We start from the raw sequence: 12,626 nt of genomic DNA, 5'->3' as shown, positions 1-12,626 counted from the left end.
GAGGGGCCTTAGAAGGAAAAAGGACGCATCATGACCCAGACGATCGCCATCATCGGCCTAGGCAATATGGGCGGCGGGATGGCCGCCAATCTGGTGAAGAACGGCTATGCCGTCCGCGCTTTCGACCTGTCCGAGGAGGCGCTATCAAAGGCGCAGGCAGCAGGCTGCACCCGCGCATCGAGCGCCGCCGACGCCACGACCGGCGCCGACGCGGTGGTAACGATGCTGCCCGCGGGCAAGCATGTCGAGGCCGTCTACACCGGCGAAGTCTTCGGCGCGGCAAAGCCCGGCGCATTGTTTCTCGATTGCTCGACGATCGATGTCGTGACGGCGCGGCGCGTGATCGAGGCAGCGCAGGACCAGGGTTTTGCCATGGTCGATGCGCCCGTTTCCGGCGGCATCGCGGCGGCGGCGGGCGGCACGCTGACCTTCATGGTCGGCGGCACGGATGCGGCGTTCGCCCGCGCGCAACCGATATTGTCGGCGATGGGGAAGGCCGTGATTCACGCGGGCGGCGCGGGCAACGGCCAGGCGGCAAAAATCTGCAACAACATGCTGCTGGGCGCCACCATGGTCGCCACCTGCGAAGCCTTTGCCATGGCGCAGAAGCTCGGCCTCGATCCGCAGACCTTCTACGACATATCCAGTGTCTCTTCGGGGCAGAGCTGGTCGATGACGAGCTATTGCCCGCTGCCGGGCGTCGGCCCCGCCACGCCTGCGGACAATGATTATCAGGGTGGCTTTGCCGTGGCGCTGATGCTGAAGGACCTGAAGCTGGCGACGCAGGCGGCACAATCGGTCGATGCCAGCGTACCGATGGGCAATGCCGCCGAGGCACTTTATCAGGCGCTTGCCAATGCCGGACAAGGCGGCAAGGACTTCTCGTCGATCATCAAGATGCTGGGATAGGGAAATGGTTGCCACAGTCGGCCCCTCCCCCCGTCATGCTGACGAAAGTCAGCATCCATTAGCAGCTCGGTTGCCATAACGGCCCGGACATAGCACCAATGGATCCTGACTTTCGTCAGGATGACGGCTTTGGACCGGCTGTACTGTCCTACATTGGTCCGCCATGGCATCTTGCCGCCATGGCCATCACCGTCCTCCATCCGCGTTTCAACCCGTTTTCGCACCACGCAAAAAGCCATGTTCTGCGTGCGAAATGCGCGTTTCCCGTTACCTTTGTTACCTTTGCAGGACGATTTCTACGCCCGCAGCCGTTCCGCATGCCAGCGCAGATGACCTTCCATGAAGGTCGAGATGAAATAATAGCTGTGGTCATGGCCCTCGCGCATAGTGAGCGTGAGGGGGATGCCCGCCGCGTCGCAGGCTTCGACCAGCAGATGGGGCTTGAGCTGGTCAGTGAGGAAATTGTCCGCCCCGCCCTGATCGACGAGAATGTCCGGCACCCGCGCACCATCGGCAATTAATGCACAGGCATCATATGCACGCCAGGCCGTCTTGTCCGCGCCGATATAGCCGGTCAGCGCCTTGTCCCCCCAAGGGCAATGGAGCGGCGAGACGATCGGCGCAAAGGCAGAGACGGCCGCGAAACGTCCTGGATTGCGCAGCGCGATCGTGAGCGCACCATGGCCGCCCATCGAATGCCCCATGATCCCCTGCCGTGCCATGTCGGCGGGAAACTGCGCCGCGATGATTGCGGGCAGCTCCTGCTCGATATAGCTGCGCATGCGGAAATGGGTGGCCCAGGGTGCCTGCGTCGCATCGACATAGAAACCGGCACCCTGGCCGAAATCATAGGCCTCGTCGTCCGGCACGTCGCTCCCGCGCGGCGATGTATCCGGCGCCACGAACATCAGGCCCAGATCGCTGCACGCCCGGCGGAACTCGCCCTTTTCCGTCACATTGGCGTGGGTGCAGGTGAGACCGGAGAGATACCAGACGACGGGCAGCGTCGCACCGGGCGCATGATCGGGCACGAACACCGAAAATGTCATCGGCGTACCCGTTTGCGCGCTCGCGTGGCGATAGACGCCCTGGGTGCCGCCAAAGGCCCGGTTGGTGGAAAGGGTTTCGATCATCCGACATCCTGTAGTCACCATGATCCGCACCGGCGGCGCGGTCCGGCGACAGGTGCCGTGCGCGACCCCGCTTGTCGAGGCGAAAGCGCATAGGCATCGCCACAAAAACCACTCAGGGAACGAATCGCAAACATGGCGGACAATGGACTTGCCGATCGTTTCCTTGGCCGAGCGTTCGACGATTTTTTCCTGCGAACAGGCAGTTTTTTGCGTTTGCGAGAAAAATCCGGTTCTTCCCGCGGCAGCGGCAGGCATCGCCCTCTCACGCAAAGATTCCCTAAAGAATCGTCAATGACGACAAGAATCTTCCGGCCAGAATCCGGCAACCCGATAATTTCATTCGTCAAGGGGGCGTTTGTACCCGAAAACCGGCGCAGCGATATTGGACAGTCCCGGCGTTCCATGGTTCAATCAACCCAACGAAAAAATCCCGGAGAGGCTCGAATTATCGAAGGCAACACACAGGGGGCTGGTGTGGATCGGGTACGCGCGAAACTGGAATGGTTCAAAACGGTGCTGCTGCCGCATGAGGCGGCTCTGCGCAATCGGCTGCGGCGCATATTGCCCCCGACGCAGGAACTTGAGGATACCGTCGCCGAAGTGCTGGCGCGGGCCTATGCCACCGAACGATGGGAACTGGTGACAGCGGGGCGCGCCTATCTGTTCACGATCGCGCGCAATCTGGTGATCGATAATGCGCGCCGGAACAAGATCGTCAGCTTCGAGACGATCGCCGACCTCGAAATGCTGCAATCGGACATGGGACTAGAGGGCCAGTTGCACGCCCGCGATGCCCTCCGTCAGGTGGAAGCGATCGTCGCCGCCCTGCCCGCACAATGCCGCCGCGTCTTCATCCTGCGCCGTGTTCATGAAAAATCGATGGGCGAGATAGCGGAGGAAATGGGGCTGTCCGTTTCTACTGTTGAAAAACATCTGGCCAAAGCCATCGCGATCGTTATGCGCGCCTGGTCACAACAAGAAGAGACGAGTCTGGAACGTGCATCGACCAGAGCAGGCGCAGATCGAGGAAACAGCCGCGCAGTTGCTCGTTCGGCTGCTGTCTGATCCCGACAGCGCCGAAGAGGCGCGCATTCATGACTGGATCGCCGCCGATCCCCGCCATGCCGTCGCCTTCGCCCGGGCGGAGTGCGCCTGGGAGCAGGCAGGCAGCCTGGCAAATACATCAAGACTGTCCGTCGATGATGGCGCTGCGGCCCCTTCCTATCGGCGGCACCATGTGCGCAGCTTCATGCTGGGCGGCGTCGCCGCTGCATCGCTGCTCCTCGCAAGCTCCGCCGCGCCATCGCAGACCGACATCGCCCTCGCGTCCGCGCGCTGCCAGAGCAGCAAATTACCCTAAAGCGGCAGGCATTGAAGGTTGCCGAGGCGGGGTGCCTGCGCGAAGTCCGCCATCTGCTGCGCCGTCAGATGCACGGTGGCGACGCAGTTTCCCCCGGCAGTGTCCGTCACGCGGATGTCATTCTCCGCCAGCAGCCCGTCTAGCCAAACCAGCCCGCCATAGCCCACTGGCATCTCCTCTCCCCCATTCAGCTGCGCCGTGCTGCCTGCGCTCACGGGCACCCCGGCCGCATCGATAAGGTAGGCGCTGGCCGCTGCCCGCCGGTCAACCGCAAAGCGCGCCATAACCGGCCCCCGCTCGCCCGGCCGCACGATCATGCGTGTCGCCCCGGCGCGGGCGTCGGGCGGCAGGTCGAGCGGGTCGATCGCCAGCAGATTATCCTGATAGAGCCGCAGATTGGTGACGAGCGCGCGGCCGTCGCGCCCCGTGCGACCGACCGGACGATGATCCTGCAATATGGTGACGTCGGGTGCCCCGGCGCTCACGATCGCAAAGCCTCCCGCCAGCGAATCGGCGAAGAATATGCCGTCGTCGATCAGCAGAAGCGCGCCCCGCGCGGCAAGCCGGGCGCTTGTCCGCCCGGCGATGCGGTCCACCCCCAGCGACAGGCGCGCGGGCATGGCGCGATAGTCCACTTCCGCCAGCAGCCGCGCCGCAGCGCCGCGCGCCATCGCCAGCCGATAGCCGAGATCGCCGACGAACAGCGCGGGGTTGCGATAGTCGGCAATCGCGCTGTCCATCCCCGCGCGCATGTCATAGCCCGCAGTCAGCATCCGCGCGCCGCCGAGCGCCATGGTCACAGCCAGCGACAGGCTGTGCGCCTCTGTACGCCCGAAGTCGCCCAAGCCCGCCGCGAACAGGTTGATACCCTCGCCCAGATGGACCGAGTAGCTGGCCGTCAGCAGCGACAGCCGATCGAGCCTGAAGCTGCCGTTGGTGACGGACGCAAGACGCGTATAGCCGATGCTGGCGCTGCCGAGCGGTCCCATATCCATGCCCACCTGCGCCGACAGGGTGCTGCGCGGCGGCGCGTCGCCATTGACGCTGGCGGTATCGCGATGCCCTCTTGAGACATGGCGCGCCGCCAGCGAGAAGCTGAACGGCCGCGCGACGCGTTCGAAGGCGATGCCGATCTGGTGGCCGCCCGCACCCGTCCCCTCCGCTGCCGCCCCTTTCACCTGACTGACAGCCGCATCGAGCGACAGGACGCCGAAGCTGCCCAGCGCTGTGATCGCGCCCACTCCGCCCAGCCGCAAGGCTTCGGTCGTTTCGCCATGCCCCTCCACCGTCAGCCACGGCGTGATGCCGCGGCGCACCGTCACGCTGGCGGCAAAGCCCCGATAATCCGCATCGCGCCGGCCGTAGCCAGCCCGGACCGCCCCCATGTCGCCGCCGATTTCCATGAGGCCGGGCGCCAGCAGTTGTGGCGCGCCATAAAGATCGATGGTGCGCAGGCTCTGCCGCCCGGAGGCGTCGCGCACGACGATCCCCAAGGTGCCATGGCCGGTCGGCACCGGAATGCCCGACAGCAGATAATCGCCCGGTTCGACCTGCGCCTGCGCCACGCTGCGGCCGCCCTGCGCGATGACATCGATCGTCGAGGCGACCGCGACATCGCCTGCGATGCTGGGCAGCGGATAAGTGACGAGATCGGGCCGCAGCGCGAAGTCGTTCCCTATCTGGATGCCTGCCACCCGCACCGATCGCGACCAGCGCAGCCCGGTGCCGATGAAATCGCCGACGGTGGCGCGAAACAGCCGCGCCGGATCGGTGAGGACCAGCGCGCTGTCGAGCCGGATCGGGCGGGTGCCGCCGGTCCGGCCCGGCGCAAGCAGCAGGCCGTAGGCAAGCTGTGCGCCGCCTGCGAACATTCGCGTTTCGACATAGCCCGACAAGGTTGGGCGATCATCCGCGCCGACCACCGCCGTCAGATCATAGGACAAAGCGATCGCCGCGCGAGCGGGGGACAACGGCTGCAGGGCCATCGCCTCGGCATGCACTGACCTGGTCAGGGACAGGCGATTGCTGCGCCTTTGCCGAATGTCGAGGCGCTGCGAGGCATCGTCGATCACGGCTGTGGTATCGGGCAGCGTCGCCAGATCGACCGGGCCTTTGCGTCCGGCGGAAACGGTGACGCCTGCCTGCCGCAACGCATCGGCATCGGCCCATATCGCCGCACCGTCCACCGTTACACGCACCGGCTCGACGGCCTCGACATCGTTCACGCGCAGCAGCAGCGCGCGCAGCCCTGCGCCTTCGTTCTGTGCCCGTGCCGCGCCGGGGACGAGCAGCGCGCAGGCGAGCAGCCCGGCAAAGCCAGACCGCGGTCGATTAGGGCGCGGAAGGCGCGAGCATCGCATGGATCGCTCCGCTGTCGGTCTGGGCCGCAAGCCGGACCGGACGGCGCGGGCCGACCATCCAGTGGCGCTCAGCCCCCGGCAGCAGATAGGGCGAGGATCCCGCCGCCAGCGGTACGCCATCGATCGCAAGCGCGCCGAAGCGGATGCGACGATTGCCCGTGTTGCGCGCTATCATCACGCCGTCCGCCGTGTGCCAGCGAATGTCGGGCGCGGCCTTACCATCGGGCGCGGCGAAGATCGGGATCGACAGACGCAGGCGCACGGACAGCGGCGGCGACACGGGCTGGGGGCGCGGCAATTGGTCAAGAATGATGCGCCAGCTCCGTTCGATCGGGCGCGCACCACGCGGGACGATGATGCGGAACGTCTGCACACCGCCGGGCGCAATGGTGGCGATCGCAGGGCTGACCAGAAGCTGCGGATCGTCCATCAGCACATCCAGGCCGCCCGGCTGGCTCCAGGAGAATGCGGATAACTGCACCGCGACGGCGTTGGCTTCTCGGTTGCGCACTTCGATGGCGGCGCTCGACCGGCCAGCGGGAATCTCGATCAATGTCGGCGTCACCGCCAGCCCCTGCGCGCCGACGCGCGCCGGATGCGCCAGGCCCAGCGTCAGCGCGCAGCCGCAGACCATAGGGGACAGGACGCGGGACACGTCACATGCCCTCAGAACGTGACCGTGACCGTCACCGTATCGGCATAGCTGCCGAGCGGCGCGAGCGGGGCGCTGCCGGGCACCCGGCCATAGACGGTCATGACCGAAGGCAGCAGCCCGGCGGTGCCCGACACCGTATTGGTGCCGATCACATTACCCCACGGCACGCTGCGCGCCGCATCGGAATACAGCCGGTATTCGACATAATCGGCCGTCAGCAGCGCCTTCATCCGGCGGACGCCGCCGCTGGCGTAGAGACCATCGTTCATCCCGACGTCGAACGTCGTGCCGGGCGTGCAGGTGACGGTCACCAGCGCCGATGAGTCATTGGGATTGCCGTCAAGCTGCGACAATGTTCCAAAGACCATCGGCGTCGGCACGACGACACAGGCCGCCAGCGACAGCGCGCTGACGGGCATCAGGCCGCTCGTGCTGGCCGCATGGGCTGCCTGCGGCAGGCAAAAAGTGGCGGCGATTCCCAGTCCGATCGGGACCGCGCGATAGGCTAACGAAGCGTTACGCATCCTCATCTCCATCATTGCGCCCCATTCGGGCGCCTGTGGGACAAGGCTAGGCTGCGGCTCTTAACCAAAGCCCGATGGTTGCTCCACGATGGATCGAATGGCGGCGAATAGGAAGCGGAGTGGATCGATCGGACTCGGGGCACCGACCGCCGGATCAGGGGATTCCCGCGGATTCTTGCATCCTGCGCTCGGCGAACCATTGCCGCAGCATGGCGGCGGTGCAGCCGGTAAAGCCGTTGCTGCCATTGGCAGAGCAACTGTTGGGCAGATTCTGCCGACTAACCGCTTCCATATTGGCAACCTGGCTGCCCCAGCCGGGGCCACCGGACACTGCGGGCTTTTCCCGCAATGTCTTGGGAATGCGATAGCGTTCGGATTCGGGCTTGCGCGCGCAAACAACAATTTCGTCGCCCTCTGCCACGGGGCAGGTCTCTTCGCCGTACACCACGAGATTGGTGATTCGCTCCGGCGGCTGCGCAAAGACCGCCGTTGCCCCTATCGGCATGGAACTGAGCAGGAGCAAGGCGACCGCTGTTTTCATCATGTCACAGACATCCGCTTATGCGGCTGAACGGCGGCTGTATGGCGGTGGCCGATGGCCGGAAATGCGGCGATGATCGCGGATTGCCTCAGTTGGGCGGCGCGGCGGCGGCACGGGCGGCTTCCTCCGCCTTCACGCGGGCCTCGATCGCTTCGGAATCCGCATCGATGGTCGAAAGGCGTCGGGCGCGTTCGGCGGCGACGAGATCGGCCCAGCTTGCATTGTCGGCCTGTCGCTTCTCTTCCTTCGCCGCGCGGGCCAGCTTCTGGAAACAGCCGGTGAACCCGCCAATGCCCGAAGGGGTGCAACTGTCGATGCCCGACCGGCCGACATATTCCAGCGACCGATATTGTTCGCCCCATGCCTGATTGGCGGGGGCATTGGGGTCACCCCGCAGCGGCTCGGGAATGCGATAGCGGTCCTTTTCCTCCTTGCGGCCGCAGACTACCAGCTCCTCACCGGTCGCCTGCGGGCAGGGATCATCGCCATAGACGATGACGAGATTGACCTTTTCATTGTCCGGTCCGGTCAGCGCGGTGGGCGCGGTCTGCGCCAGCGCCGGCGCAGCGCAGACGAATAGCGACAAGGCGATCATGGGCAGGCGTGTCATGGCAATCATCCCTTAAATCCGCGCCGACAGCCGGATCGCGGCCCGACATCCCAGCCGTATTGCGCCCGCCAGCAGCGGATAGGCGACGGCCTTTTCCGCACCATGCGCCACCGCAGCGTCGCGATGCTCGACTTCTTCGGCCTGAAAATCCGCGATGGCGCCCGATAGTTCCGGATCGCTTTCCCCCAATGCGACGCGTTGCGCCGCATAATGACGGTCGATCTCCGTCTCGATCGCGGCCGTACAGGCCATCGCCGCTTCCGGCCCCAGCGCCGCCGTGACTGCACCCAGCGCATAACCCGCGACGTTCCAGAACGGCTGGAGGACCGTGGGCCGCACACCGCGTTCGACAATCATCCGGTCGAAAGTGCGCCGATGCCGCTCCTCCTGCGCCGCCATGCCGGCAATCACGCGGCCAAGCGGATGGCGGTCACCCATGACGGCAAGCTGCCCCGCGTAAATGCGCGTCGCGCCATATTCCCCCGCCTGATCGACGCGCAGCATCGCGGCAGTATCGGGCCGGTGACCCGGCCGGGGATAGTCCTTCGCGACAGTCATGCGCGCCTCCGTGCCTTGCTCAGCATCCCCAAGGTGGCGACGGCGGCGGCCAGAGACAAGAGCGCATTATAGCCTGCCAGTGAAATGCCGAACAGGGACCATGGGGCGACATCGCAGCGCGTCAGCGGTGCGGCCATGATCGTATCCAATATGTCGGCGGCACTATTCCCCATCGGCATGGTGGAACAGGCGGTCAGCCCTTCCCACCAGCCATATTCGACGCCTGCGTGGAACGCGCCGATCGCGCCACTGATCGCGATGGCAAGGGCCGCCAGCGCCGTCAGCGTCGCGCTGGTCGCGGCGCGACCCCGCAGGATGATCGCCAGCAGCGCCAGCACAATCGCGGCAAGATGCGGCCAGCGTTGCCACAGACACATCTCGCACGGATGCAGTCCGCCGACATATTGCGAGACGAGCGCACCGCCGAGCAGTGCGGACGGCGCGAGGATGGCGATGAGGCGGGCGGTGGAGAGGGGCGTCATGCCAGCCGGCTCCCCGCAAAAAACGTTTCGCCATATGCGTCATGCTGAACGTGATCCAGCATCCCTTCGCGCAACAGGCGCAATCGGCCACGGACATAGCGCCAATGGATCCTGACTTTCGTCAGGATGACGGACAAAGCCGTTATCATCCTCAGCGGGTGGCAGGTTTGCGGGGTGCCGCCGGGGTAGCGCGGGCCATGACCGGCGGCTTCGCACCGCCGACCCGGCCGATGGTCTGCATCGCATAATAGAGCTGAAAGTCGTCGATGCCCTTCTTCTTCAGCTCCTCGGCCGTCATCGCGAAACGCGGATCATCCTTGGTGTCTTCTTCCAGCGTCTTGTCGTCGATCTTCATTTCGTTGATGAGATGGCGGCGCAGGTCACTTTCGCGGAACTTGGGGCGGGCCTTGTAATCGGCGTCGGACAGCTGCGGCACGCGAATATCCGGCTCGATGCCGCCTTCCTGCACCGAGCGGCCCGACGGCGTGTAATAGCGCGCCGTCGTCAGCCGCAGCGCCGTGGTGCTGCTCAGCGGCAGGAGCGTCTGCACGCTGCCCTTGCCGAAGCTACGTTCGCCCATCACCAGGCCGCGATGCTGATCCTGCAGTGCGCCCGCGACGATTTCCGAAGCGGAGGCGGAACCGCTGTCCACCAGCACGATGACGGGCAGGCCCTTCGCATCGTCACCGGGCTTCGCATAATAGCGTTCGACGTCGCCTTTCGCGCGGCCCCGCTGCGAAACGATCTCGCCACGCTCCAGGAACACGTCGCTGACCGAGACGGCCTCGTCCAGCAAGCCGCCGGGGTTGGAGCGCAGGTCGAGCACATAGCCCGTCGGCTTGTGGCCCAGCGCCTTGTCGATGCTGCGGATCGCCGAGCGCACGTCCGCGCCGGTGTTGGCGGAGAAGCTGACGATGTTGATGATGCCGATATTGTCTTTCACTTCCCACTTCACCGGCTTCAGCTCGATGATTTCGCGCGTCAGGGCCACGTCGATCGGCTTGTCGCGACCGGGGCGCACGATGGTGAGCTTGATCGACGTGCCGGGCGCACCGCGCATCTTTTCGACCGCCTCGTCCAGCGTGCCGCCATAGATGAGCTGGCCGTCGAGATGCGTGATATAGTCGCCCGCCTTGATGCCCGCCCGGAACGCCGGGGTATCCTCGGTCGGCGCGATCACCTTGACCGCGCCGTCCTCCAGCGTCACGGACAGGCCAAGACCACCGTAATTGCCTTCCGTCTGGGTGCGCAGATTGGCGAAATCGCGCGCGTCCAGGAAGCTGCTGTGCGGATCGAGGCTGGCGAGCATGCCTTCGATCGCGCCCTTTATCAGCTTGTCGTCCTCGACCTTTTCCACATAGTCGCTGCGCACCTTCTGGAACACGTCCATGAACTCGTCGAGCGCCTTGTAACTATTGCCTTCCGCTTCTGCCAATGCGGCGGTGGCGGCGGGAATGAGCGCAAGCGCGCTGAGGGCGGCGGCGCTTTTGAGGAAGGTCGATGTCATGAGGTGCGTGAGTCCTGCTGGATTTCCACTGTCAATATAGGCGCAATCGTCCAAAGGCGCAAAGGCGGGCTCGACAGACGTCGCATCCCATCGACGAGCGGCCGAGAAGCCGCGAACAGCCTAGCCCGCCAGCACTTTGCGCGTCCATGCCTCTATCCGCCGCTCCAGGATGGAAAGCGGCATGCGTCCTTCCTTCAGCACCTCGTGGAACTGCTTGACGTCAAAGCGTTCGCCCAGCGCCTTCTGCGCCTTGTCCCGTGCGCGCAGCCATGCGGCATGGCCGACCTTGTAACTCGTCGCCTGCCCCGGCTGGGTGCAATATCGCTCCACTTCGCGCAGCGAACGCGGCTGTGCGAAGCCGGTGGTTTCCACCATATAGGCCGTCGCCTTTTCGCGGCTCCACTGCTTGTCGTGAATGCCGGTATCGATCACCAGCCGCGCGGCACGGAACAGGAAGGATTGCAGATAGCCCGCGCGCTCCAGCGGCGTCGCATAGCCGCCCAGCGTTTCGGCGACCTGTTCGGCATAGAGCGCCCAGCCTTCGCCATAGGCGCTGAAGCCGCCGCGCGAGCGCAAGCGGGGCAGCTTGCCCGCGAACGCCTCTATGCTGTTCTGGAGATGATGGCCCGGCGCGCCTTCGTGATAGGTGAGCGAGGGCAGCGTATATTTCGGCCAGTCGCCGACATCCTTCAAATTGATGAAATAGAGCGCGGGGCGCGACTGGTCGAGCGGCGCGCGGCGATAATAGCCGTTGGACGCGCCGTCCTGAATCTCCACCGGCACCGCGCGGATTTCCAGCGGCACATCGGGCACCGTGGCGAACGCCTGCGACAATTTGGCCTTCAGCGCGTTGTAGCTGATGTTGAGATCGGCGATCAGTGCTTCGCGTCCGGCCGCGGTATCGGGATAAAGCTGCGCCGGATCGACGTTGAGCTGCGCCAGCCGCGCGCCGACCGAACCCTTCGTCATGCCCTGCCCCTTCAGAATGGCGTCGAGCTGCGCCGAAAGGTCGGCGACCTGCTCCAGCCCCATCCGATGCACTTCGTCGGGCGTGAAATCGGTGGTGGTCGACTGGTTGAGCGCGGCGGCATAGATATCGGCACCGCGCGGCACGCGCCACACCCCGTCGCCGGCCGCGGTCGTCGGCCGCAATTGCCCGATCAGCGCAATCTGCCGGTCGAGCGCCGGATGGATGCGGCCTTCCAGAATCTTGACGGCGCGCGTCTGCCAGTCGCCTGCGACACCGGCCGTTGCCGCGCGCTTGACGAGCGACTGGACGAGCACATTGTCGGCCGCCCCCGCCTCCCGCAGCTTGGCAAGCTGGCCAAGGGTCAGGTCGAGCGACCAGGCAGGCGCAAGATAGCCACGCGCCGCCTCCGCCTTCTGAACCTGTGTGTCATTGTCGAGATTGGTCGCGAAGGCATCCATCCGCGCCAGATAGGCTTCGCAATCCGCCGCATTGGCAATACTGTGCGCCGTATTCAGAAAATCGGGCGTGCTGAAGTAAGTGCCGCCCTGCTGGAAAATGCGATAAGGGCGGATGACCGAGGACAGGCCGAACTGTTCGGGCGCTACGACATCCTGCGCCAGCGTGTAGAGCACCACTTCGAGATTGAGCGCGCCCGCTTCCGACAAAGGCCGGGTCTTGAACGGTTCGAGCTGCGCCAGCGCCGCGCGGGTCAGCGCCAGATCCTTCTGGCGCCCTTCCGCGCTGTTGTCACCCAGCTGGCTTTTCGCGGCCGCCCGCGCGCCCTTGTCGAGACCCAGCGACGTGACGAGCGTCGGCGCATTGTCGAGATAGCGGTCGAATATCGCGTCGAAGGCCGTGTTGAGCGCCGCATCGGCGTTTGCGGCAGCCTGGGCAAACACCGGCTCTACACCGGCGGCTAGCGCGGCTGCGCCACTGGTCAGCAGGAAGGCACGACGATCCATGGAAACTTCTCCAATATATTGATGCGTTTAGCTTAGCCGCTGTTTTACGGACGTC

Annotated in this window: 13 protein-coding genes; 3 read left to right on the top strand and 10 right to left on the bottom strand. The window is 65.2% G+C overall.

Annotation, left to right across the window (positions count from 1 at the left end; all coding sequences use genetic code 11):
* The first annotated feature begins 30 nt into the window (after positions 1–30).
* Positions 31–909 (top strand): 3-hydroxyisobutyrate dehydrogenase, encoded by an 879-nt coding sequence (mmsB, locus tag ENE74_RS06360; RefSeq protein ID WP_127689979.1) that lies wholly within the window; start codon positions 31–33, stop codon positions 907–909.
* A gap of 296 nt (positions 910–1,205) precedes the next feature.
* Here the strand turns inward: mmsB and fghA are convergent, their stop codons facing one another.
* Positions 1,206–2,042 carry an S-formylglutathione hydrolase gene (gene fghA, locus ENE74_RS06355; RefSeq protein WP_127689977.1) on the bottom strand — a complete coding sequence of 279 codons (837 nt, stop codon included), beginning with the start codon at positions 2,040–2,042 and terminating at the stop codon, positions 1,206–1,208.
* A gap of 474 nt (positions 2,043–2,516) precedes the next feature.
* Here fghA and ENE74_RS06350 point away from each other — a divergent pair, with 474 nt between their 5' ends.
* Positions 2,517–3,107, top strand: a complete 591-nt coding sequence (locus ENE74_RS06350; RefSeq protein WP_127690570.1) for a sigma-70 family RNA polymerase sigma factor — start codon at positions 2,517–2,519, stop codon at positions 3,105–3,107.
* Positions 3,085–3,402 carry a FecR/PupR family sigma factor regulator gene (locus ENE74_RS06345; RefSeq protein WP_241241861.1) on the top strand — a complete coding sequence of 106 codons (318 nt, stop codon included), beginning with the start codon at positions 3,085–3,087 and terminating at the stop codon, positions 3,400–3,402. Before ENE74_RS06350 ends, ENE74_RS06345 begins: the two co-directional genes overlap by 23 nt.
* On the opposite strand, the gene ENE74_RS06340 is transcribed toward ENE74_RS06345, so the two are convergent.
* The 9 genes from ENE74_RS06340 to ENE74_RS06300 all read right to left on the bottom strand — a co-directional run bounded on the left by ENE74_RS06340 (position 3,399) and on the right by ENE74_RS06300 (position 12,571).
* The gene (locus ENE74_RS06340) at positions 3,399–5,762 is read right to left on the bottom strand and encodes a fimbria/pilus outer membrane usher protein (RefSeq protein ID WP_164847388.1); all 2,364 of its coding nucleotides are present in this window, start codon (positions 5,760–5,762) and stop codon (positions 3,399–3,401) included. The two genes, ENE74_RS06345 and ENE74_RS06340, sit on opposite strands and share 4 nt — an antisense overlap.
* Complete coding sequence (locus ENE74_RS06335) at positions 5,734–6,417, bottom strand: fimbrial biogenesis chaperone (protein ID WP_127689972.1); 684 nt, start codon at positions 6,415–6,417, stop codon at positions 5,734–5,736. The genes ENE74_RS06340 and ENE74_RS06335 overlap by 29 nt, the downstream gene beginning before the upstream one ends.
* Positions 6,418–6,428: 11 nt before the next feature.
* Positions 6,429–6,941, bottom strand: a complete 513-nt coding sequence (locus tag ENE74_RS06330; RefSeq protein WP_164847387.1) for a Csu type fimbrial protein — start codon at positions 6,939–6,941, stop codon at positions 6,429–6,431.
* Positions 6,942–7,095: 154 nt separating this feature from the next.
* On the bottom strand, positions 7,096–7,446 hold the full coding sequence (locus ENE74_RS06325) for a hypothetical protein (protein ID WP_420902576.1): 351 nt from the start codon (positions 7,444–7,446) through the stop codon (positions 7,096–7,098).
* 124 nt (positions 7,447–7,570) lie between these two features.
* The gene (locus ENE74_RS06320) at positions 7,571–8,092 is read right to left on the bottom strand and encodes a hypothetical protein (RefSeq protein WP_127689966.1); all 522 of its coding nucleotides are present in this window, start codon (positions 8,090–8,092) and stop codon (positions 7,571–7,573) included.
* A 12-nt stretch (positions 8,093–8,104) separates the two neighbouring features.
* Positions 8,105–8,650 carry a demethoxyubiquinone hydroxylase family protein gene (locus ENE74_RS06315; protein ID WP_127689964.1) on the bottom strand — a complete coding sequence of 182 codons (546 nt, stop codon included), beginning with the start codon at positions 8,648–8,650 and terminating at the stop codon, positions 8,105–8,107.
* Positions 8,647–9,132 (bottom strand): disulfide bond formation protein B, encoded by a 486-nt coding sequence (locus tag ENE74_RS06310; protein ID WP_127689962.1) that lies wholly within the window; start codon positions 9,130–9,132, stop codon positions 8,647–8,649. Before ENE74_RS06310 ends, ENE74_RS06315 begins: the two co-directional genes overlap by 4 nt.
* Before the next feature lie 151 nt (positions 9,133–9,283).
* Positions 9,284–10,639 carry a S41 family peptidase gene (locus ENE74_RS06305; RefSeq protein ID WP_127689961.1) on the bottom strand — a complete coding sequence of 452 codons (1,356 nt, stop codon included), beginning with the start codon at positions 10,637–10,639 and terminating at the stop codon, positions 9,284–9,286.
* A 120-nt stretch (positions 10,640–10,759) separates the two neighbouring features.
* Positions 10,760–12,571: a DUF885 domain-containing protein gene (locus ENE74_RS06300; protein WP_127689959.1), complete on the bottom strand. Its 1,812-nt coding sequence runs from the start codon at positions 12,569–12,571 to the stop codon at positions 10,760–10,762.
* Positions 12,572–12,626: the final 55 nt, after the last annotated feature.

The organism is Sphingobium algorifonticola, assembly GCF_004005485.1.
Classification (GTDB): domain Bacteria; phylum Pseudomonadota; class Alphaproteobacteria; order Sphingomonadales; family Sphingomonadaceae; genus Sphingobium; species Sphingobium algorifonticola.
Note: the sequence above shows the minus strand (reverse complement) of the source record. Positions and strands in the feature narration are given on the sequence as shown.

Bases quoted from the DNA above. Each gene is read 5' to 3' on its own strand.
- ENE74_RS06330 (WP_164847387.1), bottom strand. From the start codon at position 6,941: ATGCGTAACGCTTCGTTAGCCTATCGCGCGGTCCCGATCGGACTGGGA.
- ENE74_RS06300 (WP_127689959.1), bottom strand. From the start codon at position 12,571: ATGGATCGTCGTGCCTTCCTGCTGACCAGTGGCGCAGCCGCGCTAGCC.
- ENE74_RS06325 (WP_420902576.1), bottom strand. From the start codon at position 7,446: ATGCCGATAGGGGCAACGGCGGTCTTTGCGCAGCCGCCGGAGCGAATC.
- ENE74_RS06315 (WP_127689964.1), bottom strand. From the start codon at position 8,650: ATGACTGTCGCGAAGGACTATCCCCGGCCGGGTCACCGGCCCGATACT.
- fghA (WP_127689977.1), bottom strand. From the start codon at position 2,042: ATGATCGAAACCCTTTCCACCAACCGGGCCTTTGGCGGCACCCAGGGC.
- ENE74_RS06310 (WP_127689962.1), bottom strand. From the start codon at position 9,132: ATGACGCCCCTCTCCACCGCCCGCCTCATCGCCATCCTCGCGCCGTCC.
- ENE74_RS06320 (WP_127689966.1), bottom strand. From the start codon at position 8,092: ATGACACGCCTGCCCATGATCGCCTTGTCGCTATTCGTCTGCGCTGCG.
- ENE74_RS06305 (WP_127689961.1), bottom strand. From the start codon at position 10,639: ATGACATCGACCTTCCTCAAAAGCGCCGCCGCCCTCAGCGCGCTTGCG.
- mmsB (WP_127689979.1), top strand. From the start codon at position 31: ATGACCCAGACGATCGCCATCATCGGCCTAGGCAATATGGGCGGCGGG.
- ENE74_RS06340 (WP_164847388.1), bottom strand. From the start codon at position 5,762: ATGCGATGCTCGCGCCTTCCGCGCCCTAATCGACCGCGGTCTGGCTTT.